This is a genomic window from Catonella massiliensis, from assembly GCF_016651435.1.
GTDB lineage: Bacteria > Bacillota > Clostridia > Lachnospirales > Lachnospiraceae > Catonella > Catonella massiliensis.
The window spans coordinates 646813-669517 of sequence record NZ_JAEPRJ010000001.1; the positions used below are offsets into that span (position 1 = coordinate 646813).

Consider the following 22705-nt stretch of genomic DNA (forward strand, 5'->3'; position numbering starts at 1 on the left):
AGGACATTTGAAGGAAGGTAGACCCAATTTTAGAGATATAAAATCATTTGTAGAATTTAGTAGATACTATTGGTATCGAGAAGAACTAGCCGAAATTTGTAAGTCTCTTGAATTAGAATACAGATGTACAAAACAAGAACTAAATCATATTATAGAACAATATTTTAAGGGAAATAGAGTAGAAAAATCCGTAAAGAAATTAACCAAAAATCAAACCAAAGCGATAACCTTAAACACGAGATTGTTTGAATGTGGTTTTTCCTTCAACCAAAAATTTCGAGAGTATTTTTCGGCTGTAACGGGTATTAATCCATTTAAGTTTAATGCTGATATGGCAACTGCATGGAGAAAAGTAAAAGCAGAAAATGACTTAAACTTTACAATTCAAGATATGCTTAAAGTATATTATGGCGAGTCTGACTACGCTAAGTATGATAATTCAGCCTGTCAATGGAATCAATTCCTAAAGGATTTTTGCTCAGATGAATTTAGCGACTATTATTCTGACAAGTTAAAAGTTGCTGCTATTCTATGGAAAGAAGTTAGAGACTCAAAAAATGAAAAAATTTATTCGAGACAACTACTAAATGAGTATGGAGATAAAATAGAGGAGTATCATAAATAACGTCAAATTTGTAGCAGTATAATGTTGTAATATTATTTGTTAAATAAATAACAATACATAGAGGAGGAACATTTATGGAAAGAGTTTATAATTTTTCAGCAGGGCCTGCAGTACTTCCCGAGGAAGTACTTAAAGAGTGTCAGGAAGAAATGATGAATTATGGCGGAACCGGTATGTCCGTTATGGAGATGAGCCACCGCTCCAAAGCCTTTGAAAGCATTATAAATACTGCGGAAGATGACCTTAGAGAACTTATGAATATACCTGATAACTATAAGGTACTGTTCTTGCAGGGCGGAGCTTCACTCCAGTTTGCTATGATTCCTATGAACCTTATGAAAAACAAGGTAGCTGACTACATTATCACAGGTCAGTGGGCAAAGAAGGCATTTGAAGAAGCAAAGATATATGGTGATGCCGTAGCAGTGGCGTCCTCTGCTGATGAAACCTTTTCATACATTCCTGACTGTAGCGACCTGCCTATAAGGGACAATGCAGACTATGTATATATATGTGAAAATAATACAATATACGGAACCAAGTTTAAGACTCTTCCTAATACCAAGGGCAAGACTCTTGTAGCTGATGTATCCTCCTGCTTTTTAAGCGAGCCTGTGGATGTAAGCAAATACGGTATCATTTACGGAGGAGTCCAGAAGAACATTGGACCTGCAGGAACTGTAATTGTGATTATTAGGGAAGATTTGATTACGGAAGATGTACTTCCCGGTACACCTACAATGATGAAGTACAAGATACATGCAGATAATAAGTCACTTTACAATACTCCGCCTGCCTACGGTATCTATGTATGCGGTAAGGTATTTAAATGGCTCAAGGCTCAGGGTGGGCTTGGTGTGATGAAGGAGAAAAATGAGAAAAAAGCTGGTATTCTTTACGATTTTCTTGATAATAGCAAACTTTTTAAGGGCACAGTCAGAAAAAAAGACCGTTCTTTAATGAATGTACCTTTTGTAACAGGTAATGAAGAGCTGGATGCGAAGTTTATCAAAGAGGCACAGGCGGTAGGCTTTGTAAACCTTAAAGGACATAGAAGTGTTGGTGGCATGAGAGCAAGCATCTACAATGCTATGCCGATAGAGGGAGTAGAAAAGCTTGTTGAGTTTATGAAGAAATTTGAGGCTGAAAACCTATAGTCTAAATGATAACTGCTGAAATATTTGTAATATTTAGGACTTAAAAAATATTAAATAGGTGCAGCTGAAATGTATCTGTGGAAATATTAAAATTACAGGACAAAATATGAGCATCTGGGAGCTTGTTAGGGGGGAATACTATGTATAGAATAAAAACATTAAATAAGATATCAGGCATAGGACTTAAAGAGCTTGATGAAAATTACAGATTTACGGAAGAGTTAAGTGAGGCAGATGCTGTTCTTGTAAGAAGTGCAGATATGAAGTCTCTTGAACTTGGTGACAATCTCCTTGCCATAGCCAGAGCAGGTGCCGGAGTTAACAATATCCCTTTCGATAAATGTGCAGAGCAGGGAATAGTTGTATTCAATACTCCGGGAGCCAATGCAAATGCGGTCAAGGAGCTTGTTATAGCAGGTCTTCTTCTTGCTGCCCGTGATATAGTGGGAGGAATTAACTGGGTGCAGGCGAACAAGGATGCAGAAGGACTTTCTAAGCTTGTAGAAAAGGAAAAAGGAAACTTTGCAGGCAATGAGATAGAGGGGAAGAAACTTGGAGTAATAGGCCTTGGTGCCATAGGAGTACTTGTTGCCAATGCAGCAAAGAGACTTGGAATGGAGGTTTACGGTTGTGACCCTTATATCTCTGTAGAGCATGCCTGGAGCCTTTCTAGAGATGTAATCCATGTAAAAACTGTGGAAGAGATATATAGAACCTGTGACTATATTACAGTACATGTGCCTCTTATGGATGCAACTAAGCACATGATAAATGTTTACAGCCTGGGTCTTATGAAAGATGGTGTAGTTATCTTAAACTTTTCAAGAGATGCCCTTGTAAATGATGAGGATATCGAAAAAGCACTTGCCAGTGGCAAGGTGAAGAAGTATGTAACTGACTTTCCAAATGAAAAAACAGCTAATATGAAGGGTGTTATTGCCATACCTCACCTTGGAGCCTCCACTGAGGAATCAGAGGATAACTGCGCAGTTATGGCAGTTAAGGAGGTTGTGGATTACCTTGAAAAGGGAAGTATCAAAAACTCTGTCAACTACCCAAACTGTGAGGTAGCAAAGCATACAAGTGTTTCACGAATTACCATATTACATAAGAATATCCCAAGCATGATAACTAAGTTTACAACTGTGCTTTCTTCTTACAATGTAAATATTGAGGAGCTTGTAAACAAGAGCAGGGGAGATTATGCCTACTCTGTTTTTGACATAGATACTATAGTTACAGATGAAATGAGAAATGCGCTTAATGATATAGAGGGAGTACTTAAGGTAAGAAGTACTTAATCAAGGATTATTCCACAGTGTTCCTTACATTTAGAAATAATTATTTCCTTTACCGCGTCATGTCCGAATGCCTTGCAAAGCGTTATAGATGTGTTAAATGAGTGGAGATAATTATCAAGGCCAAGCTTATATTCTGAATAGCCTTTACCGTAGTATAATAAGCCCATACCGAGTGGATTCCTTGACTTTCTACACGAATCTATTCCCTCGTTATAGTACTCTAAAGACTTAGAATAATTTTCCATCTTGGAATAAATAACGGCTATATTGTGGCATATTTTTGGATACATGGCAGAATTATTTTCTAAAGAGTCCTTGCAAAAGAGCATAATATCAAGGCTCTTTTTTGCCCCCTCCAGTTTATCAAGTGTAAAGCCTATATTCATAAGTATTCTAACCTCAGCATCAGATAAAATACAGCCAGAATATTCTTCTAAAGTAAAATCGGGTTCCGTTAACCTAAAAGCCTTGATGTAGGTATCAAGTGCCAGACGGTATTCCTTTCTGCTATATTCTAAAATACCGTTTATAAAAATAATTTGTTGTGAGATAGAGGTTTTATAATACTCATTGCTTATAGAGCAGGAGAACTCTTTTAACAGGTTCAGACTTGACTCTAACTTATCAAATTCACGATTATCTATTTTGTTTTCTATTTCATTGGTTATGGATGTAAATGTATAATAATCATCAAAATGGCATTCTACCAATAGGCTAACCAAGTCTGTCTTATACAAAGGCGAAAGTAATTCTAATGTATCGAGGTTAGGCAGGCATTTACCGTTCTCAAGGCGGACTATGGTTTTTATACTGATGCCGGTTTTATCTGCAATATAATCTTTATGTAGCATTAATGACTTTCTTATAGACCTTAACTTTTGGCTAAATACTTTAAGGTTATATGACATATTAAGCTCCCTTCGGTAAAAAGGGACATCGATGTCCCTTGAAATTTAATATTTTTAGTAATATTATATAGTTAAATAAGATAATTGTAAAGAAAATTAGATATAAATAATTATTGGAATGTTGTTGTAAATATGTGAATTACTATTATTTGCAAATTTTGATTCTACGTTAAGGGAGCTAATTAGAGCGAACCCAACAGAGTTCAAATGGCTTAGTATGTAACAATTGATGGATAGTCAGAAGTATAAACAAATAAGAGGTGAAGATATTATGGTAAAGATGTTTCCAATGAGGTATAAAAACGGAGATACATAATTGTGATTTTTTGCTTAAGATGATGTTACGTGAACAATTAAAAGTGAGTTTAGTTATAGAATTAAATGTATTCTAAACTTAGTAGAACTTGGTTGTTAGAACTATTTGGTAGATAATTGCTGACTAGCTAAAGGAGGGAGAATTGGATGTTTAAAAAGAAAATAGATTTTTTGGTGCTTATGGTATTCGTGGTTTTAGTATTTTTGAGTCAAAGAGCGGACGCTTACGGAAGGGAATTGACTGATAATGAGGCAATGACCGCTGAAAGAATAATTGAAAAGTTATCAATATTAAGAAATAAGAAAAATGACGTTAGCTTGAAAAGAATGTTTGATGGTGATACTGATTATGATATTACAAAGTACGAGCAAAAGCTACTATCATTAGGCGTGAAAAAGGCATCTAGTGAAAGTATTAACGAGTTACTTAAAAGTGATAGAGATTTTAGAACTAAAAAAGGAATGACTGTAGCGTATGGAGTATCAAATAATCCAGCTGACGATATCATTAGAACATTTCAAGGTGTGTATAATGTATGGCAATATCAAACAACATATGGGGGTAAAAAACAAACTCATGTTATATTTGAGAGTATTGGAAAAGACCCTTATCTTAATAAAACACAGACAGGGTATATTTATAATAAAATAAGCCCGAGAACTAGAGAGGCAAGAAATTGGATTTCAGAAATTGTGAAAATTTATGCTTATAAGGGGATAGGGGCTATACCAATATTAGGTTGGACACCATATGAACTCTTGGAAGTAGCTAAACCAAAGCCAAGTGAAATATCTTCGACAGGGAATGCTACTGTAGTCACTCTGAACACAGTTGTGGTTCAAAAATTTGTTTTTGTATGGAATAAGTCTTCAAAAAATTGGGTATATTCATTGTCTACAAATCGAATGAGTGCATCTCATACTGTAACATTTGCACTAAATGTAAGAGGTAATGCAATAAATAGAAGTTTTGATTTTGGTCCATATGATATACGAGGAGACTATGACAATGCAAAAGCAATTGCAAACCAACATTCCAATGGTTTTGAGGCTGTTAGATGTATAGATTCATATACAGCTTATAGCACCTCAATGCGAACTAATAAAATTAAAATAAAAATTCATACACCGAGGTTTGTTGCACATATGATGTTTTAGAAAGTAGGTGGTATCAATTAGAAATAGAATTTTAGGGATAATAATATGCCTAATGGCTGTAGCGGGAGTCCTTCTGTTTCCCCTTAAGAGAGAAGTAACCTTAAAAAAGCCAATAAAACATTTTATTAAAGGCGTGCTTAGTGAACAAAGTGAAATAATAATAGATGGTGAAATTAAATATAACCTGTTAAGCTCAAAGATGAAGTTTATTGGTGATATTAATATTGAGGAATTCCATAGTCAATTAAGGGATGTAAAGGTTGAAATCATTTTAGATAAAAAGGATACTGTTGAGGTTCCTATTATTCGTGCTGGTATTAAAGATACCTCAATAGGAGCAGAAGCTGTAAATGAGTCTGTAGGTATTATGCGTATTAAAGGCGATTTTGACAGTTTGATACTTTACCCCATAGACAAAAATAGCGGGTCAATTAATATCAGTAAGGATGACTATTGGACTTGTGATGATTCAGGAGATGCATAACAGTTAATCCAGTGATGCTAAAAAAGGCTGATAAACAGATGCTTTTATGCCATAGCAACAGCCTATCAACCTACGCACATCAATTACACAATTTCACACCTTAGAAGAGATAAACTTTTTTATCCACTTTAAGGTGTGATTTTTTTATTTTAGCCTTATGCTTGCAAAAGATATATAGCATTTTATTTGACATACATCAAATAAAACAGTATAATCATGCTAAGAATAGAGGTGAGAGTGTATGGATGATAAAGTAATTACAGCTAAGCAGGATTTGACATATTTATTGTGGTCACACGCAAGAAATTCAAGTGGAACAGCAGGGACCTTTTTAAAATCACAGTCAACAATTGACGGAAGAAAAATATATTACAAGCTATCTAATTTTGACAGTGAAAAAGGAGTGGTTGGACATGAATGTGTAAATGAGATTATTGTGGATAGACTGCTTACTATACTGGGGATTGAACATTTGGAATATCAGCTGATTCATGCAGATATTGAATTAGAAGGAAGAAGATACGAGACCTGGCTGTGTGCTTCGGCAGATTTTAAAGCACAGGGAGAATCTAAAGTAGCTTTAGACGATTATTATCAGATAAATGCAGGAAAGGGGATTTCACACTATGAATTTTGCAAAGAAAACGGCTGGCAGAGATATATAGATACGATGTTAGCCATTGATTTTCTTATCCTAAACAGAGACAGGCATGGTGCCAATATAGAAGTGCTCCGCAACAGCAGAAAACACTCTCTAAGAATCGCACCGCTATTTGACCATGGACTATCGCTTTTATGTAGCTGTTACAGCGAAGAGCAGATAGAAAAATTTGATGTTATGGAAGATAAGCCATGCCAGAACTTTATAGGAAGCAGGTCAACATTTGACAACTTAAAGCTAATAAAAGATAAGAAAAGCATTTTTAAGAAGCACTTGAAAGAAAGTGACAGAAATATTTTGTTTAAGGATTTAGAAGAAGCTATATCAAATAAACACAGAGATAAGATATGGGAAATGATATATTCAAGGTGGTGTAAGTATGAAGACCTATGCGATTTATGATGAAGAATGGAAAATGAAATGCCCGATTGGATATTTATACTATTATGATAAATGTAATGAATTCATTATAGAATTAAACCGAGAATTAGACAAATGGGAAGCTCCATTATTATTTTCATCTTATGTAGAGAAGAGTATTTATACAATACCCAAAGAAGTCAGCATGCTTTGGGTAAAGGGAAGGGTGATACCAAGCGGTAGACAGAACATCGGAAGCATATTGAAAAATCATAAAATGAAATCCTATGATGAGATGAAATTATTAGAACTATCCGGGGGAAGATGCTCGCAGGATAATTGTTATATCAAGAAAGTAGAATATGAAGATGTTCCTTTAGCTATTAGAAAGCGAAGTGAAGATAATGTACTGGAGTGTTTTACGTCAGGAGAATCTGATGTTATTTGTTTATTTGGGGATGATACTGTAAGGCGGATAGATTTAACGAAACTTGTGGATACAAATGGGAAACTAGCTTCAGTATTAAAGAATAAGGATGTATATAAGTCAGTAAAAGTGGGGGTTGGCGGTTATAGCATAACATTTAATGATTCTATTGAAATAGAAAAGTGGTTATTGTTAAAGTCAGGTAAGAAAATAAATGTTTCAGGTAAAGATTTGTATAGTTTTGTTGGTGATAATATAGTTGATACAGCAAAGGCTTGCGAAATTTTAGGCTGTTCAAAGCAGAATCTGACTTATCTAATTGACAAAGGAAGACTAAAGGCGATAAAGCCGAACTTAAAGGAGAATCTATTCTTTAGGGGAGACGTAGAGAAGAACAGCTGGTAATGCTACATTTTTTCTCTTGACATCTCGTTCGAATACATAGATAATTATATAGTTGTGAGACATTGTCAAAGTAGAAAAAGAGGTTATTTTTATGGGTAATTTATTTAATATGAACAATTTTTTCTTCCGCTTTATGGGGAAGCTTTTTGATACAGTGGCACTTAGCATAGTCTATGTTTTGGTCTGTATTCCTATTGTGACCATAGGACCTGCTACCTCGGCACTCTATTATTCAACAGTTAAATCAATAAGGCGAGACAGGAGCTATCCTATCAAAGAATTTTTCAAGGCATTTAAGAGAGATTTTAAGCAAAGCTTCATAGTAGGGCTTATTCTTGTAGTAGTAGGACTGATTCTGTATGTGGACGTTAAATTTGCTATTAATTACATAAAAAACAGCCTTACCTATATGCGCTACCTATACATTGTTATCGGTATAGTTATGTCATTTATAGCAATATATATTTTCCCGCTTATTTCAAGGTTTTCGTTAAAGCTCTCAGGGCTGTTTAGACTGTCATTTTATCTGGCGATAAGACATCTGCTTACAACGGTTGTTTCTATCATTTTGTTGTTTGGAAGCTTTGTTTTGGTATATATTTCAGCCGGACTTGCGATGCTGTTTATACCTGTGACTGTCAACCTCCTCATTTCTATAATGATGGAGAAGGTGCTCCAAAAATGCATGGGCATGGTACAGACAGACGGAGAGAATGAGAATAAGGACGAATGGTATCTGGAGTAGAGAATTATCAGGAGTATTATAAGAAAAGAGGAAGAGTATGTCCGAGGAAAAATTTGCGCTGCCAAGGGATTTCGCAAAAAATGTATTTAATGACGAGGTAATGAAAGACAGGCTCCCAAGTGATGTATACAAGGAGCTTAGAAAGACCATAGATAACGGCGAAGATCTTAACGAGAAGATAGCAAGGGCAGTAGCACATGCTATGAAGGCCTGGGCTATGGAAAGAGGGGCTACCCATTTCTCGCATTGGTTCCAGCCTATGACGGGGATTACCGCTGAGAAGCATGACTCCTTCCTAAAGCCTGAGGGCAAGGGCGGGATAATAATGCGCTTCTCAGGCAAGGAGCTTATTAAGGGAGAGTCAGATGCCTCGTCCTTTCCGTCAGGAGGCCTTAGGGCAACCTTTGAGGCGAGGGGCTATACAGCCTGGGATTGTACCTCTCCTGCTTTCTTAAAGGAGGATACAGCAGGTGTAACCCTCTGCATACCTACAGCATTTTGCTCATATACAGGTGAGGCACTTGACGAGAAGACTCCTCTGCTTCGCTCGATGGAGGCTATAAGCAAGCAGGCTACAAGGATTGCAAGACTTTTTGGAGATGAAGATGTTACGGGAGTGAGCTGTTCAGTTGGGCCTGAGCAGGAATATTTCCTTATAGACAGAGAAGATTACTTAAAAAGAGAAGACCTCCTCTTTACAGGCCGCACTCTATTTGGAGCTATGCCTCCTAAGACTCAGGAACTTGATGATCACTACTATGGCAATATTCCTGAACGTATAGAGCTTTTTATGAAGGAGCTTAATGAAGAGTGTTGGAAGCTTGGTATCTACGCTAAAACCCAGCACAATGAGGTGGCTCCGGCTCAGCACGAAATGGCTCCTGTATTTACTACTGCAAATATTGCCACTGACCACAATCAGCTTGTTATGGAAACAATGAAGAAGGTGGCAAAGCGCCACGGGCTTGAATGTCTGCTTCACGAGAAGCCTTTTGCAGGTGTAAATGGTTCAGGAAAACACAATAACTGGTCTATAGTGACCGATACAGGGAAAAACATGTTGGATCCAGGCAAGACTCCGCACGAGAATGTGCAGTTTATGCTTGTGCTTGCCGCTATAATAAAGGCTGTGGATGAAAATGCCGTACTTTTAAGGCTTTCAGCTTCAAATCCCGGGAATGAGCATAGGCTTGGTGCAGATGAGGCACCTCCTGCCATTATATCCATTTTCCTTGGAGACCAGCTTGAAGACCTTGTTGAGCAGATAATAGAGACTGGAGAAGCTACTTCGAGCAAGCAGGGAAGGAAGCTTGATATCGGCGTACACAGCCTGCCAAATCTCTTCTTGGATGCAACTGATAGAAACAGAACCTCTCCTTTTGCATTTACAGGTAATAAGTTTGAGTTTAGAATGGTGGCTTCGTCAATGTCAATTGCAGGAGTAAATACCGTACTCAATACTATAGTTGCAAGTGTATTTAGGGACATGGCTGACAAGCTTGAAAAGGCAGAGGACTTCAATCAGGCTGTACACGACCTCATCATAGACACCCTGACTGAGCATAGGAGAATCATATTTAACGGAAACGGCTATTCAGAGGAATGGGTGAAAGAGGCCGCAAGGCGTGGACTTCCTAATACAAAGTCAATGGTGGAGGCAATTCCGTCACTCATTGATGACCACACTATAGAAGTATTTGCGAAGGAAAAGGTGTTAAACCGCACTGAGCTTGAGTCCAGAGCTGAGATTCAGTATGAGAAATACACAAAGACCATCAACATAGAGGCGAAGACCATGATTGATATGGTAAGGAGGCTTTTCATCCCTGCTGTCATTAAGTACCAGACTGTACTTGCAAAGGCGATAAATGAGATGGAAAGTACAGGCTTGGAACTTGAGTGCTCTATGCAAAAAGATTTACTTAAGAAGGTTTCATCACTTCTTGCTGCCGCTAGTAATCAGGCAGATGAGATGGAAAATATGATAATAGATGCAAAGAAGCTTCCTGAGGGCAAGGAGCAGGCTGAAGCATTTAACACTAAGGTAGCTCCGGCTATGACAGAGCTTCGTGAGAGTATTGACAGTCTTGAGGTTATTGTTGGCAGGGACTATTGGCCTGTACCGACATACAGTGATATATTGTTTGAAGTTTAAGATGAATAAATGCATAAATATCCGTTTAGGAAAGATATTTATGCATTTTATCTTCTAAGAGCAGGTGTCAAAGGATAATTAATATTTTTGCAAGGTGATTGCATATATATTTATCTTTTATACTTGTGATGTGGTTGTTAAAAGTTAATAAATCCTCTTGCAGGCAAGCTTGCATCGAATTTCTATACTTTTGGCACTTGTATTAAATATATTAGGGGTAAGTTATGAATATTGTTGATATATTGGTTATTGGAGTAGGGCTTTCTATGGATGCCTTTGCGGTATCCGTATGTAAGTGCTTAGCTATGAAAAAGATGGATATAAAGAAGGCTCTTGTCTGTTCGCTCTACTTTGGAGTATTTCAGGCACTGATGCCGCTTATAGGCTTCTTACTTGGAAGCGGATTTAAGAATGTGGTTAGCTCCATTGACCATTGGATAGCCTTTGTGCTTCTTGGTATCATAGGCATAAATATGATAAAGGAGGCGAAATCCTGTGACGTTGTAAATGACTCTATGGATGTAAAGACTATGCTGACACTTGCGGTTGCAACCAGTATAGATGCCCTCGCCATAGGAGTTACCTTTGCCTTTCTTAAGGTAAGTATAATTCCTGCGGTATCCATCATCGGTCTTATTACCTTTGTCTGTTGCTTCATTGGAGTTAAGCTTGGAAGTGTATTTGGAGAAAAACTAAAGTCCAAGGCAGAGATAATGGGTGGAGTCATGCTCATACTTATTGGCACTAAGATACTGATAGAGCATCTGTTCTTTCAGGGGTAATGAATATAAAAACAGAAGAAAAATCACTCCGACCGGAGATAGTCTGGAGTGATTTTTACTGTTTAATTAATATGGAGTTAATATCTTCTTTCAAAACCTAAATATCTGCTTCCCTGATGTTCAAGAATACCGCTGTCTCCTTCTATTAATGTACCATATTCATAATCGTTTACTTGAAATTCCTGTCTGCTGCCCGCTTCAAATTCAAATGTAATGAAATAATCGGTGGTTGTATGCCCGCCCTGCATTCCATGTACGCTTGTTCTTTTTGATATAATCTTAGCCTGCGATTTTAATCTTGGCGCAGCATCATTTATTGCTTTTGTTCGAAGCATGGTTACGGCAGAAGCTATTATTACAAAAATAATTATTGCAAATACTATAACAAACATAAATGGCAGTATGCTAAAAATAGTAAAACCCGTATCCGAAAACCAATCATCACTAAAAAAATTAAGCATAAATTCCCTCCTAAATTAGTTTAGTACTATTTAAATATAGTATTTATATGTTATTCAGACTGTGTTATAAATACTAATTTGCCTAATACTTAGCTGAATTCGTCTATACAAAGGCTGATTTATATAGGAAAAGTGCAGTTAAGTATTCTACTATTATAATTATACCACCAATATATTTAAAAATCATTAAGGAATTCTGAAAAATCACACAGTATAACTATTTAAAACTAATGAATATTTATACAAAATTTCTCTTTAAATATTCATATAACTGTGCTATAATCTCCGTATAACGCAAAGCAAATGAAGAATATTTATTCACAGAGAGGAGATACACTATGAAAAAATCAGTTAAACTTGTTGCAGCCTTAACCCTTACCTTAGCCACTATGCTTACTGCCTGTTCAGGAAGCTCTACTAAGACAGACAGTGCAAAGAGTGCTTCAAAGACAGGCTCGGTTACAACATCGACAGCCAAGATAAGCAGTGCCACAACTACAGAAAGTGCTGGCGCAGGAAGTAGCACAACGGCTAATACGTCTGGAGCAACGAAGCTTGATCTTTCAAATATTACAGGTGAAGGAGACAAGCTTGACAAGATTCTTAAGGCAGGAGTTATAACCTGTGCAACCAGTCCTGACTTTGCTCCCAATGAATTTATAGATATAAGCAGCGGTGAAACCAAGTATGTAGGCTGTGATATGGACCTTGCTCAGTATATAGCTGACAGCCTCGGAGTAAAGCTTGAGATTGTGCCTATGAAGTTTGATGCGATTAAGGCTGCAGTTACCACTGGTCAGGTAGACATGGCAATAGCAGGGCTTGCTTATACAGAGGATCGTGCGAAGAATATGCAGCTTTCAGACCTTTTTGGTAATACAGATGCGGATGAAGGTCAGGGAATTGTTATTCTTAAAGAAAATGCAGATAAGTTAAAGACTGCTGATGATTTTGCTGGAAAGACAGTACTTGCTCAGAATGGCTCAGTACAGTTTGACCTAACAACAACGCAGCTTCCTAAGGCTAAATGCACTCCTGTTGCAGATGTAAATAATGGAGCGATGGAGATTATGACTGGTCAGGCTGATGGACTTACACTTGATCTTGCAGTTGCAAAGGTAATGATTAACACTCACAAAGAGCTTGCTATCAGTGATTTTCAGTTTGAGTATGAATCAAAAGGGAATGTTATTGGCTGTACAAAGGGTGAGACCAAACTCGTAAATGCTATAAATCAGATTGTTAAAGAAGTAAATGATAAGGGGCTTTATAAGCAGTGGAAGGATAAGGCTGTAGAGCTTGCTAAATCACTAGGAGTAGAGGTTAATAATTAATGGGAATTTTTAAGAATATAGTTTTTTTGATAGAAAAATATGGTAATTTATTTTTAATAGGTACAGGATATACTCTGCTATTAAGCCTTATAACCGTATTTTTTGGAACAATATTAGGCTCTGTATTGGCTATGCTTAAAAATAACAGATTCCAAATTATAAGGTCTATTGTAACAGCTTATATAGAGATAGTCAGAGGGACACCTATACTTTTACAGCTTTACATATTTAAGTTTATGTTACCGGCAGCTTTTCCGTCATTTAAGCCATCCACCTTTGTATGCATACTTGTAGCACTTATATTGAACTCGGCCGCCTATGTATCCGAGGTAATCCGCTCAGGTATAGAAGCTGTAGACAAAGGACAGACTGAGGCGGCAAGGTCGCTTGGACTTAGTAAAAGGCAGACTATGCTTAAGATAGTATTGCCTCAGGCTGTAAGATATATTCTTCCTGCTCTTGGCAATGAGTTCATTATGATGATTAAGGAAACCTCTCTTGCGTCTGTATTCTTTGTGGGAGACCTTATGACTCAGTTCCAGACCATATCAGGAGCAACCTTCCTAACAATGGAACCGCTTATTATAATCGGTATCATATATTTTGTACTTACATTCAGCCTCTCTAAAGGAGTTGCTGTACTTGAAAGGAGGATGAAGGCAGGTGAGCGCTAATAATAATGAATATTTAATAGATGTTGTTAATTTACATAAAAGCTTTGGAGACCTTAAGGTGCTTAAAGGAGTGACTGAGCATATCAAAAAGGGTGAGGTAGTATCTATAATCGGGCCATCAGGAGGAGGGAAGTCTACCTTTCTTCGTTGCCTTAATCTCCTTGAAGTGCCTGATAAGGGTGAGATATATTTTGAGGGAACCAATATAACTGATAAATCGGTAAACATAGATATCCACCGTCAGAATATGGGCATGGTATTTCAGCATTTCAATGTCTTCCCACATCTTTCAGTTGGTGAAAATATCACTCTTGCTCCCACCTTACTTGGTAAGAAAAACCCTAGGGAAGCTAAAGAAAAGGCAAGGGAGCTGCTTAATAGAGTAGGGCTTCTTGAAAAATATGACGAGAAGCCGAACAAGCTCTCAGGTGGTCAGAAGCAGAGGCTTGCAATTGTAAGAGCCCTTGCAATGGAGCCTGATGTAATGCTCTTTGATGAGCCCACCTCAGCCCTTGACCCTGAGATGGTGGGAGAGGTGCTCTCTGTTATTAAAAGCCTTGTAAGCGAGGGTATGACAACGGTAATAGTAACCCACGAAATGGGCTTTGCAAGAGAGGTCTCCGACAGGGTTCTCTTTATGGACGGCGGCATCATAGCAGAAGAAGGAAGACCTGAAGAGATATTTGGAAGCCCTAAGAATGAAAGAACTAAGGACTTTTTAAGTAAGGTGCTTATGTAAATGACATAGTGATGAGAGGTTAGGCTTTATGCTTGGCCTCTTTTTGCTTAGTTTGAATTAAGATGTGGGATATAGTATAATTAAAATGATTACTCGGTTCAAACCGAGTCGGAGGTAACCGAGTAAAGATAATTAAGGAGGATAATAGTTATGAGTAAAAAATATCTATATGCAATAACTTTTCTTCAATTATTTGTGTCTGTTACAGGAATAGCACTAATAATAATGAATTTACTTGGAATCCGCAATACTGATAATTTATTCATGTTTATATTTTTGACAATTTTAGCGATTACTCAGAGTATAGACAATATCGCTAAAATTAGAGATAAAAGTCATAACCAATGATGACTAGGAATGAACAAGGAAAAGGACACTGTTTTTATATATATATTCTTTTAAGCTCACTCGTGAAGTTAGGATTTTTTTGAAAAAATATAATAGTTTTTTCGAAGAGAATAGTATCGAGAGTGCAATTTGCAATACAGCTCTTAATGGCCAATATGATTATAGCTTTATAGAGAAAGAAACCGGGAACTGTATATTATATATTATAACTCATGAGGGAGAAGTCTTTTTAAGAAAAGATATTTACAATAAGTATTCGGAGATTTTTTCTGAAAATAGCGTTTTGTGAATAATTAAGAAGGGCGGTAATTTGACACCACCACATTCGGAAGAACTTGCATTAGAATACATCAAAGAGGCTGTAAGTTTGGAAGCAATTGAAAAATATAAAAATTGGATGGAATTTGTGAAAAAGGGGAATTAAAAGATGTATCATTTCCGTAAATGCAGATGAAATTGATTGTTTATTTATCAAATAAATCGGAATGTGTACCTGTTCTGGATGCGGTTAATATAAGTTCGGAATTATTTATTGCATATATCAGTAGCCAGTCTGGGAGGATATGACATTCTCTAAAACCTGCATAATTACCAACCAAGGCGTGGTCGTGGTATTTTTCTTCTAATTTTTTTTCGGACAAAAGTTGTTCAAGAACAGTTTCAAGAAGTGAAATATCATAACCACGCTTTTTAATTCTTTTATAGTCTTTACGAAATGTGCCAGTAGTTACAAGTTTAAGCATAGTTAATCGTCCTCCCTGTTAAGTTCATCAAATAATTCATTTACGGAATTATAACGTTTAGCAGGAAGCTTTCCTGACATTATCATTTTGGCCTCATTTATTGCAGCCTTAGTTTCAGAATTAAAGTTAGGCTGTTTCAGTTCAAAAGGAAGGCCGCCTTCCATTATTGATTTATGAAGAAAAATATTTATAGCATCTGTAATGGTAATACCGAAACTTGAAAAAAGTTTTTCTGCGGTTGCCTTTGTCTCAGGCTCAATGCGGATATTGATATTTGCAGTCTTTGCCATAGACTTTACCTCCTTATTTTAGTCGATTATATCACGTTGTATGAACAAACGCAATACAAAATGGCAAAATTATCATATAAAAATCTCCTAATAATATTCCCTTGGTGAGTCCTGAAAATATTATTAGGAGCGGCTATTATTTGAAGCTATATTTATCTAACAAAAGTATAAACTAAGCAGTATTTCTTATCTCCATACAAACCAGATAAATAAATATCCGGCAACAACAGCAGCAAAGGTGAAAGGAACACCTATTTTCATAAAGTCCTTAAATGATACCTCGTAGCCTTCCTTGCGAAGAAGTCCTATACCTGCAATATTGGCAGAAGCTCCGATAGGGGTTATATTACCACCAAGGGTAGCACCTATAAGAAGACCAAAGAAAAGCAGATATGGGGCAACGCCAAGCTCACCCGATACGCTTGCTATTACAGGAAGCATGGTAGCTACATAAGGGATATTGTCTACAAAGGCAGATACAAGAACTGAGCCCCACACTATGATTGTAAAGAGAACGAAGATATTGCCTCCTCCTACATGTACAATGATATCAGCGAGGTCTGTGATGATGCCCTGCTCCTGAATACCTCCTATTACAGTAAAAAGACCGGCTAGAAGTGCCATAGTAGCATAATCCACATTCTTTATATTCTCTATCATAGTCTCTTTGTCTTTGGTTGCGACGTATTCCCAAGCCACACAGACAACTCCCCAGACCATACAGATGACACCATTGGTTATCTCAGGCTTGTTAGGGATGAAGGAAGCAGCTATAAGGAAAACTATGTGTCCGACCATTGCGATGGTAGGTATCATATCCTTAACCTCTGTATGCTCATCAGAAGATACAGGCATTGTGTCCTTACGGAAAATTAACATCATAATAGGTATGGTAAAGAGGGCTCCAAGTTCAACTGCAAAGAAGATACCGGGCTTACCCTGCATGATGAAGAAGTCCATAAAGTCCATCTTGGCAGCACCTGCTAGCATAATGGAAGTAGTATCGCCGACAAGAGTAGCCGCACCCTGAAGGTTCGAGGATACAGCGATTGAGATTATCATAGCAACCGGAGATATCTTAAGCTTTTTACATATCGCAAGTGCCACAGGGGCAACCATATATACAGTAGCCACATTATCTATAAAGGCTGAGATAATGCCGGCAAAGAGGGACATAAATATCGTAGTCCACATGACATTTGGTGAAAGATTAAGTATGTGGTCTGCTATGAGGTTTGGCATCTTGGACTGGATAAAATAATCCACTATGATTACCGTACCAAATATCATAAGAAGGATATTCCAGTCTATGGTGTGAAACAAGTCGCCTATGGGAAGTATTCCAAGCGCCAGGAAAATGGCAGCAGTCCCGCAGGCAATGTATGGTCTTCGCTTTGCAGGAAGGAATATCATAAGTGCATACATTAGGACAAAGAGTGCAATTGCGATTGTTTTTAACATGTAATCTCCTTTTATAGATGTGATATTTAAGTATCATACACTATATGAGGCACCAGTTGCAAGATGTTTTATTATGAAATCATAATCAAAATCTCAAAAGCCAAATTATTGAAAGCAAGTTTTGGGGAAATTTCTTTCGCCTATTCACAAAACTACAATTGCTTGTTTACAAAGTCCGCAAATGATATTATAATTGACTTGACTATTCTAAGATTCACTAATAAGTGAGATTATGTTTTCTAGTGTAAAAAGTGTTGCCTTATCCGGTATCAACGGTATTATTACTAGCGTAGAGGCAGATATAAGGAATGGACTTCCATCCTTTAATATGGTTGGTTTTCTGTCTACGCAGGTAAGAGAATCGGGAGAAAGGGTTAGGGCGGCTGTTCTTAATTCGGGCTTTTATTTGGAGCCTAAGAGAATTCTTGTAAATTTATCCCCTGCAGACATTAAAAAAGACGGGACTTCGTTCGACCTTGCGGTGGCAGTGGCCATACTCGCAGCCCAGCTAAGCCTTGACAATGACTACCTCTTAGAGACGGCCTTTGTAGGTGAACTTAGCCTAAGCGGAGAAATAAAGACCGTTACAGGTGTGCTCCCTATGGTTAGTGCTGCCAAAGAGGCAGGCATTAGGAGGTTTGTTCTTCCTGTGGCAAACTATAGGGAGGCAAAGCTGGTTGACGGAATTGAAATCATAGGTGTAGCCTCATTACTTGAAGCTATTGAGGCTGTGCAAAAGAGAGTAGAAAAGGGTAGAACCATCGATATAGAACCAGCCATAAGCGATGATAAGAAGCTGCCCGATTTTTCTGAGGTACATGGACAAGAGGGTATTAAGCGGGCAGTAGAAATAGCTGTGAGTGGGATGCACAACATACTTATGATAGGTCAGGCAGGCTCGGGGAAAAGTATGCTTGCAAGCCGTATTCCATCTATTATGCCTCCTATGTCTGTGGATGAAAGCCTTGAAGTGACCAAGATATACAGTATATCAGGTCTTTTAGAGGAAGGGCGGGGGCTTATAGAAACCAGGCCTTTTAGGTCTCCTCATAATTCTATATCACTTCCTGCCTTAGTTGGAGGAGGAAGCAAAGTAAGGGCAGGAGAGATTAGTCTTGCACATAATGGAGTCCTTTTTTTAGATGAGTTACCTGAATTTAACCGCCAGACCATAGAGGTGCTGAGGCAGCCCCTTGAGGAGAAGAAGATAACCATAGGCAGGATAAGTGGAACAGCCACATATCCCGCTGATTTTCTGCTTGCGGCCGCAATGAATCCTTGCAAATGCGGCTTCTATCCTGACAGGAAATTCTGCCGTTGCAATGAGGTTCAGATAAAGAACTATCTGTCAAGGGTGAGCAGACCGCTGATTGACAGATTTGACATAGTTGCTGAAGTAAAAAGAATAAGCTTTGACAGCATCTTTAATAAAGAAGAAAAGTCTGGTGAGAACTCAGATGAGATAAGGAAAAGAGTGCTTGCTGCAAGGGATATACAGGAGGAGAGATTTAAGCACGAATCAATACATTTTAACTCTCAGATGGATTCTAAGATGACTGATGAATTCTGTAAGATTGACCAAAAGACCAAAGCCCTCCTTGAAGAAGCATATAAAAACATCAATCTAAGCCTTAGAGGATATTACAGGGTACTTAAGGTGGCAAGAACCATAGCGGATATGAGGCAAAAGGCTGAGGTGGGTGAGTTTGAAGTGGCTGAAGCTATCCACTATCGTGAAATGATTGAGAGGTTTTGGGGATGAGAGAAGAATTGCTTATGTTTTGGCTCTCCTTGGAGGGGCATATAGCCAAGATAAAACTTGACATACTTGAAGCAAATTTTGGGAGCTTAGCTGAGGCTCACTCTGCCATAAGCAAAGGGAAATACGGGCAAATAAAAGGGATTGGAGAAAAACAGCTTGAAAAGCTCAGGTTTCTCTCTAATATGTCCGAAATAGAAGATAAGTATGCAAACATGGTAGAAAAGGGAATAAAGTATACTCATTATTTTAATAAAGACTATCCTGATAAGCTTAGGAATATATGCTCTGCTCCCATAGGATTATTTTATAAGGGTAACTTACCAAAAAATGAAGAAAAAATAATAAGCGTGGTTGGCTCAAGGGATGCTACTGAGAAAGGCTTATATTATGCAGGAAAGTTATCTGAAGAGCTTTCAAACTATGGAGTAAGCGTGGTGAGCGGTATGGCTTTGGGGATTGACTCCTCTGCACATAAAGGTGCGCTAAAAGGGGAAAAAGGCAAGACCTATGCAATCCTCGGCTGTGGCGTAGATATCTGCTATCCTGCAAACAACATAGAGCTGTATCTGTCCATTATTGAAAAAGGAGGAATAATCTCCGAATTTCCTATAGGGACTGCGCCTGTGAGGGCGAATTTTCCACAAAGAAACCGCATAATAAGCGGACTATCCGATGGAGTCTTTGTGGTAGAAGCCAGAGAGAAAAGCGGAAGCTTAATAACTGCAGACATGGGGCTTGAGCAGGGTAAAAATATATATGCCCTGCCCGGAAGAAGTGAGGAGCCTCTAAGCCGTGGTACCAACAAGCTTATTCAGTATGGAGCCAAGCTTGTAAGCGATGTAAATGATATACTCGAGGACTTTGATTTCCCCATTTTAAATGCAAAACAGGAATGCCTTCAAAATTTAACACTTGAAAGCAACGAAAAAATAGTGTATTCTACCCTCTGTTTGATACCCAAGCATATTTCTGAAATTTTATCTGAAACGGGACTTGATGAAGGAGAGCTTTTTACTATACTACTCAGACTGGAATTTAAGGGATATGTGAGGCGGACAAGCTTTGAGTACTTTGTAGCTCTTCCGTCTTATATATGATACAAGAGTAAAAAGTATGGAATTTGATTAAAGAGAAGTTTAAGTACCCCTGTATCATAGGGTGTCTGAAGTTTTGATAAGGATTTAAGGAGAGGAAGAAGAATAGGATGTCTAAGTATTTGGTAATAGTTGAATCACCGGCAAAAGCAAAGACGATTAAAAAATACCTTGGTACCAATTATGAAGTTATTGCTTCCATGGGACATGTAAGGGATTTACCTAAGAGTCAGATGGGAATCGATGTTGAACATGATTATGAACCAAAGTATATAACCATAAGGGGTAAGGGGGACTTGCTTCAGACCCTAAGGAAGGCTGTAAAAAAGTCTGACAAAGTTTATCTTGCAACTGACCCGGACCGTGAAGGTGAGGCTATTTCCTGGCATCTTGTCAATGCTCTTAAGCTTGAAGAAGGAAAATATAAAAGAATTACTTTTAATGAAATCACAAAGACAGCAGTGAAAAATGCTATAAAGTCTCCAAGGGATATAGATATGGACCTTGTGGATGCACAGCAGGCAAGGCGTGTGCTTGATAGAATGGTGGGCTACAGCATAAGCCCCCTTCTTTGGAAGAAGGTAAAGAGAGGACTTTCAGCAGGAAGAGTACAGTCTGCTGCACTTAAGCTTATATATGACAGGGAAGAAAAGATAAATGACTTTATCCCTGAGGAATACTGGACTTTAGACGCTTACCTTTTAGCTAAGGGAGTTAAGAAGCCTGTAGTTGCCAAGTTCTACGGAGATGAGACAGGTAAGCTGGCTATTAATTCCAAGGTCCAGATGGACAAGATAATGAAGGAGCTTAAGAAGGCTTCTTACAAGATTACTGAGATTAAGAACTCAGAGAGAATGAGAAAGGCACCTCTTCCTTTTACAACCAGTACTCTTCAGCAGGAGGCGTCAAAGAGCCTTAACTTCTCTACACAGAAGACCATGCGTATAGCACAGCAGCTCTATGAAGGTGTTGAGATTAAAGGACAGGGGCTTGTGGGACTTATCTCCTATCTGCGTACCGACTCTACCAGAATATCGGAGGAAGCTGACAAGGCTGCCAGAGAATATATAGATAAGGCTTATGGAAGTAAGTACCTTGCAGACACGCAGGAGTCAAGGAATAAAGGCAAGAAGATTCAGGATGCACACGAGGCTATACGACCTGCACATACTGATCTTTCGCCTGTTATTGTAAAGGAGTCTCTTTCAAGAGACCAGTTTAGGCTGTATTCCCTGATTTGGAAGCGTTTCATAGCAAGCAGAATGAAGCCTGCGGTATATGACATGAAGAGTGTAAAGATAGCCGCAGGCAAGTATATATTTACGGCTTCGGCATCTAAGCTTAAGTTTGACGGCTTTATGTCGGTATATGTAGAAGCTGACTTTGAGAAGGAAGAGGACAGCATATCTGCAAGCATAGATGAAAAGACTGAGCTTAAATTTGATAAATTTGATGCTATTCAGCATTTTACTCAGCCTCCGGCACACTTTACCGAGGCTTCGCTTGTAAAGACCTTGGAAGAGCTTGGCATAGGAAGACCTAGTACCTATGCACCGACAATTACCACAATTCTTGCAAGAAGGTACGTGGTTAAGGAAAACAAGGCAATTTACATTACTGAAATCGGCACTATAGTAAATAGAATAATGGTAGCAGCATTTCCGGAGATAGTAGATACCAACTTTACTGCAACTATGGAAGGACTTCTTGATAAGGTTGAGGCGGGAGATATCAAGTGGAAGGAGATAGTACGTAACTTCTATCCGGATTTGGAGCAGGAGGTCAAAAGGGAAGAAGAAAACCTTGAAAAAATCGAGATTCAGGATGAGGTTACGGATGAAATCTGCCCTAACTGCGGAAGAAACCTGGTTATAAAATATGGCCCTCACGGTAAGTTTCTTGCCTGCCCGGGATTCCCTGAGTGCAGATTTACCAAGCCTTATCTTGAGAAGATTGGCGTAGCCTGCCCTATATGTGGCTCAGAGGTTGTTATAAGAAAGACAAAGAAGGGCAGACCTTTCTACTCATGCGAGAAGAGTCCTGACTGTGAATTTATCAGCTGGCAGAAGCCTTCCGAGGTAAAGTGTCCTATGTGTGGTTCATATACTGTGGAAAAAGGCGGGAAACTGGTATGTGCCAATAAAGAGTGTCAGAAAGTTGTGGGAGAGATTCCTAAACGCGGATAAATAATACCATCACTCTGAATGACAATTGCAATTTTCGGGGCTTTAAAGTACTTAAAATTGTGTGATTTAGCAGAATTAAAATGCTAAAAAATTTATAAGATATATTAATAAATGCTTTTGGATGGGACAA

General features: G+C 38.1%; 22 protein-coding genes. 17 read left to right on the forward strand and 5 right to left on the reverse strand.

The window, feature by feature from the left end:
• Positions 1–7 precede the first annotated feature (7 nt).
• The 3 genes from JJN12_RS02760 to JJN12_RS02770 all read left to right on the forward strand — a co-directional run bounded on the left by JJN12_RS02760 (position 8) and on the right by JJN12_RS02770 (position 3083).
• Positions 8–625 (forward strand): SAP domain-containing protein, encoded by a 618-nt coding sequence (locus tag JJN12_RS02760; protein ID WP_208428266.1) that lies wholly within the window; start codon positions 8–10, stop codon positions 623–625.
• A gap of 74 nt (positions 626–699) precedes the next feature.
• Complete coding sequence (gene serC / locus JJN12_RS02765; RefSeq protein WP_208428267.1) at positions 700–1782, forward strand: 3-phosphoserine/phosphohydroxythreonine transaminase; 1083 nt, start codon at positions 700–702, stop codon at positions 1780–1782.
• Positions 1783–1922: 140 nt separating this feature from the next.
• Positions 1923–3083 carry a phosphoglycerate dehydrogenase gene (locus JJN12_RS02770; protein WP_208428268.1) on the forward strand — a complete coding sequence of 387 codons (1161 nt, stop codon included), beginning with the start codon at positions 1923–1925 and terminating at the stop codon, positions 3081–3083.
• On the opposite strand, the gene JJN12_RS02775 is transcribed toward JJN12_RS02770, so the two are convergent.
• A complete protein-coding gene (locus tag JJN12_RS02775; protein WP_268905549.1) occupies positions 3080–3991 on the reverse strand; it encodes a helix-turn-helix domain-containing protein in 912 nt (303 codons plus the stop codon). The two genes, JJN12_RS02770 and JJN12_RS02775, sit on opposite strands and share 4 nt — an antisense overlap.
• 462 nt (positions 3992–4453) lie before the next feature.
• On the opposite strand from JJN12_RS02775, the gene JJN12_RS02780 reads away from it, so the two are divergent.
• The 7 genes from JJN12_RS02780 to JJN12_RS02810 all read left to right on the forward strand — a co-directional run bounded on the left by JJN12_RS02780 (position 4454) and on the right by JJN12_RS02810 (position 11483).
• Positions 4454–5464: a hypothetical protein gene (locus tag JJN12_RS02780; protein ID WP_208428270.1), complete on the forward strand. Its 1011-nt coding sequence runs from the start codon at positions 4454–4456 to the stop codon at positions 5462–5464.
• 7 nt (positions 5465–5471) lie between these two features.
• Entirely contained in the window at positions 5472–5948 is a 477-nt protein-coding gene (locus JJN12_RS02785; RefSeq protein WP_208428271.1) for a hypothetical protein, read from the forward strand.
• 241 nt (positions 5949–6189) lie between these two features.
• Positions 6190–7011 (forward strand): HipA domain-containing protein, encoded by an 822-nt coding sequence (locus tag JJN12_RS02790; RefSeq protein WP_208428272.1) that lies wholly within the window; start codon positions 6190–6192, stop codon positions 7009–7011.
• Positions 6989–7801 (forward strand): helix-turn-helix domain-containing protein, encoded by an 813-nt coding sequence (locus JJN12_RS02795; protein ID WP_208428273.1) that lies wholly within the window; start codon positions 6989–6991, stop codon positions 7799–7801. The genes JJN12_RS02790 and JJN12_RS02795 overlap by 23 nt, the downstream gene beginning before the upstream one ends.
• Before the next feature lie 91 nt (positions 7802–7892).
• Positions 7893–8546 carry a YesL family protein gene (locus JJN12_RS02800; RefSeq protein ID WP_208428274.1) on the forward strand — a complete coding sequence of 218 codons (654 nt, stop codon included), beginning with the start codon at positions 7893–7895 and terminating at the stop codon, positions 8544–8546.
• Between the two features lie 37 nt (positions 8547–8583).
• Positions 8584–10701: a glutamine synthetase III family protein gene (locus JJN12_RS02805; protein ID WP_208428275.1), complete on the forward strand. Its 2118-nt coding sequence runs from the start codon at positions 8584–8586 to the stop codon at positions 10699–10701.
• Between the two features lie 224 nt (positions 10702–10925).
• Complete coding sequence (locus JJN12_RS02810) at positions 10926–11483, forward strand: manganese efflux pump MntP (RefSeq protein WP_208428276.1); 558 nt, start codon at positions 10926–10928, stop codon at positions 11481–11483.
• Between the two features lie 77 nt (positions 11484–11560).
• On the opposite strand, the gene JJN12_RS02815 is transcribed toward JJN12_RS02810, so the two are convergent.
• Positions 11561–11944 carry a DUF2500 domain-containing protein gene (locus JJN12_RS02815; protein WP_208428277.1) on the reverse strand — a complete coding sequence of 128 codons (384 nt, stop codon included), beginning with the start codon at positions 11942–11944 and terminating at the stop codon, positions 11561–11563.
• A gap of 338 nt (positions 11945–12282) precedes the next feature.
• On the opposite strand from JJN12_RS02815, the gene JJN12_RS02820 reads away from it, so the two are divergent.
• The 4 genes from JJN12_RS02820 to JJN12_RS02835 all read left to right on the forward strand — a co-directional run bounded on the left by JJN12_RS02820 (position 12283) and on the right by JJN12_RS02835 (position 15039).
• Positions 12283–13278, forward strand: a complete 996-nt coding sequence (locus tag JJN12_RS02820) for a transporter substrate-binding domain-containing protein (protein ID WP_208428278.1) — start codon at positions 12283–12285, stop codon at positions 13276–13278.
• Positions 13278–13952: an amino acid ABC transporter permease gene (locus JJN12_RS02825; RefSeq protein ID WP_208428279.1), complete on the forward strand. Its 675-nt coding sequence runs from the start codon at positions 13278–13280 to the stop codon at positions 13950–13952. Before JJN12_RS02820 ends, JJN12_RS02825 begins: the two co-directional genes overlap by 1 nt.
• A complete protein-coding gene (locus JJN12_RS02830; RefSeq protein ID WP_208428280.1) occupies positions 13942–14691 on the forward strand; it encodes an amino acid ABC transporter ATP-binding protein in 750 nt (249 codons plus the stop codon). Before JJN12_RS02825 ends, JJN12_RS02830 begins: the two co-directional genes overlap by 11 nt.
• Before the next feature lie 150 nt (positions 14692–14841).
• Entirely contained in the window at positions 14842–15039 is a 198-nt protein-coding gene (locus JJN12_RS02835; RefSeq protein ID WP_208428281.1) for a hypothetical protein, read from the forward strand.
• A 464-nt stretch (positions 15040–15503) separates the two neighbouring features.
• On the opposite strand, the gene JJN12_RS02840 is transcribed toward JJN12_RS02835, so the two are convergent.
• From JJN12_RS02840 to JJN12_RS02850, 3 genes are all read right to left on the reverse strand, one after another.
• A complete protein-coding gene (locus tag JJN12_RS02840; RefSeq protein ID WP_208428282.1) occupies positions 15504–15782 on the reverse strand; it encodes a type II toxin-antitoxin system YafQ family toxin in 279 nt (92 codons plus the stop codon).
• A gap of 2 nt (positions 15783–15784) precedes the next feature.
• Positions 15785–16072, reverse strand: coding sequence for a type II toxin-antitoxin system RelB/DinJ family antitoxin (locus JJN12_RS02845; protein WP_208428283.1), 288 nt, complete (start codon positions 16070–16072; stop codon positions 15785–15787).
• Between the two features lie 186 nt (positions 16073–16258).
• On the reverse strand, positions 16259–17533 hold the full coding sequence (locus tag JJN12_RS02850) for an ArsB/NhaD family transporter (RefSeq protein ID WP_208428284.1): 1275 nt from the start codon (positions 17531–17533) through the stop codon (positions 16259–16261).
• Between the two features lie 232 nt (positions 17534–17765).
• Between JJN12_RS02850 and JJN12_RS02855 the strand changes: the two genes are divergently transcribed.
• The 3 genes from JJN12_RS02855 to topA all read left to right on the forward strand — a co-directional run bounded on the left by JJN12_RS02855 (position 17766) and on the right by topA (position 22575).
• Entirely contained in the window at positions 17766–19295 is a 1530-nt protein-coding gene (locus tag JJN12_RS02855; RefSeq protein ID WP_208428285.1) for a YifB family Mg chelatase-like AAA ATPase, read from the forward strand.
• Positions 19292–20392 (forward strand): DNA-processing protein DprA, encoded by a 1101-nt coding sequence (gene dprA / locus JJN12_RS02860; protein WP_208428286.1) that lies wholly within the window; start codon positions 19292–19294, stop codon positions 20390–20392. The genes JJN12_RS02855 and dprA overlap by 4 nt, the downstream gene beginning before the upstream one ends.
• Positions 20393–20499: 107 nt before the next feature.
• Positions 20500–22575 (forward strand): type I DNA topoisomerase, encoded by a 2076-nt coding sequence (topA, locus tag JJN12_RS02865; protein ID WP_208428287.1) that lies wholly within the window; start codon positions 20500–20502, stop codon positions 22573–22575.
• The last annotated feature ends 130 nt before the right edge of the window (positions 22576–22705 follow it).

Excerpts from the sequence above, each read along its gene's own strand:
- JJN12_RS02805 (WP_208428275.1), top strand. The coding sequence starts at position 8,584 with ATGTCCGAGGAAAAATTTGCGCTGCCAAGGGATTTCGCAAAAAATGTA.
- dprA (WP_208428286.1), top strand. The coding sequence starts at position 19,292 with ATGAGAGAAGAATTGCTTATGTTTTGGCTCTCCTTGGAGGGGCATATA.
- JJN12_RS02825 (WP_208428279.1), top strand. The coding sequence starts at position 13,278 with ATGGGAATTTTTAAGAATATAGTTTTTTTGATAGAAAAATATGGTAAT.
- serC (WP_208428267.1), top strand. The coding sequence starts at position 700 with ATGGAAAGAGTTTATAATTTTTCAGCAGGGCCTGCAGTACTTCCCGAG.
- JJN12_RS02790 (WP_208428272.1), top strand. The coding sequence starts at position 6,190 with ATGGATGATAAAGTAATTACAGCTAAGCAGGATTTGACATATTTATTG.
- JJN12_RS02770 (WP_208428268.1), top strand. The coding sequence starts at position 1,923 with ATGTATAGAATAAAAACATTAAATAAGATATCAGGCATAGGACTTAAA.
- JJN12_RS02815 (WP_208428277.1), bottom strand. The coding sequence starts at position 11,944 with ATGCTTAATTTTTTTAGTGATGATTGGTTTTCGGATACGGGTTTTACT.
- JJN12_RS02840 (WP_208428282.1), bottom strand. The coding sequence starts at position 15,782 with ATGCTTAAACTTGTAACTACTGGCACATTTCGTAAAGACTATAAAAGA.
- topA (WP_208428287.1), top strand. The coding sequence starts at position 20,500 with ATGTCTAAGTATTTGGTAATAGTTGAATCACCGGCAAAAGCAAAGACG.
- JJN12_RS02850 (WP_208428284.1), bottom strand. The coding sequence starts at position 17,533 with ATGTTAAAAACAATCGCAATTGCACTCTTTGTCCTAATGTATGCACTT.
- JJN12_RS02810 (WP_208428276.1), top strand. The coding sequence starts at position 10,926 with ATGAATATTGTTGATATATTGGTTATTGGAGTAGGGCTTTCTATGGAT.
- JJN12_RS02845 (WP_208428283.1), bottom strand. The coding sequence starts at position 16,072 with ATGGCAAAGACTGCAAATATCAATATCCGCATTGAGCCTGAGACAAAG.
- JJN12_RS02835 (WP_208428281.1), top strand. The coding sequence starts at position 14,842 with ATGAGTAAAAAATATCTATATGCAATAACTTTTCTTCAATTATTTGTG.
- JJN12_RS02795 (WP_208428273.1), top strand. The coding sequence starts at position 6,989 with ATGAAGACCTATGCGATTTATGATGAAGAATGGAAAATGAAATGCCCG.
- JJN12_RS02775 (WP_268905549.1), bottom strand. The coding sequence starts at position 3,991 with ATGTCATATAACCTTAAAGTATTTAGCCAAAAGTTAAGGTCTATAAGA.
- JJN12_RS02820 (WP_208428278.1), top strand. The coding sequence starts at position 12,283 with ATGAAAAAATCAGTTAAACTTGTTGCAGCCTTAACCCTTACCTTAGCC.
- JJN12_RS02800 (WP_208428274.1), top strand. The coding sequence starts at position 7,893 with ATGGGTAATTTATTTAATATGAACAATTTTTTCTTCCGCTTTATGGGG.
- JJN12_RS02780 (WP_208428270.1), top strand. The coding sequence starts at position 4,454 with ATGTTTAAAAAGAAAATAGATTTTTTGGTGCTTATGGTATTCGTGGTT.
- JJN12_RS02855 (WP_208428285.1), top strand. The coding sequence starts at position 17,766 with ATGTTTTCTAGTGTAAAAAGTGTTGCCTTATCCGGTATCAACGGTATT.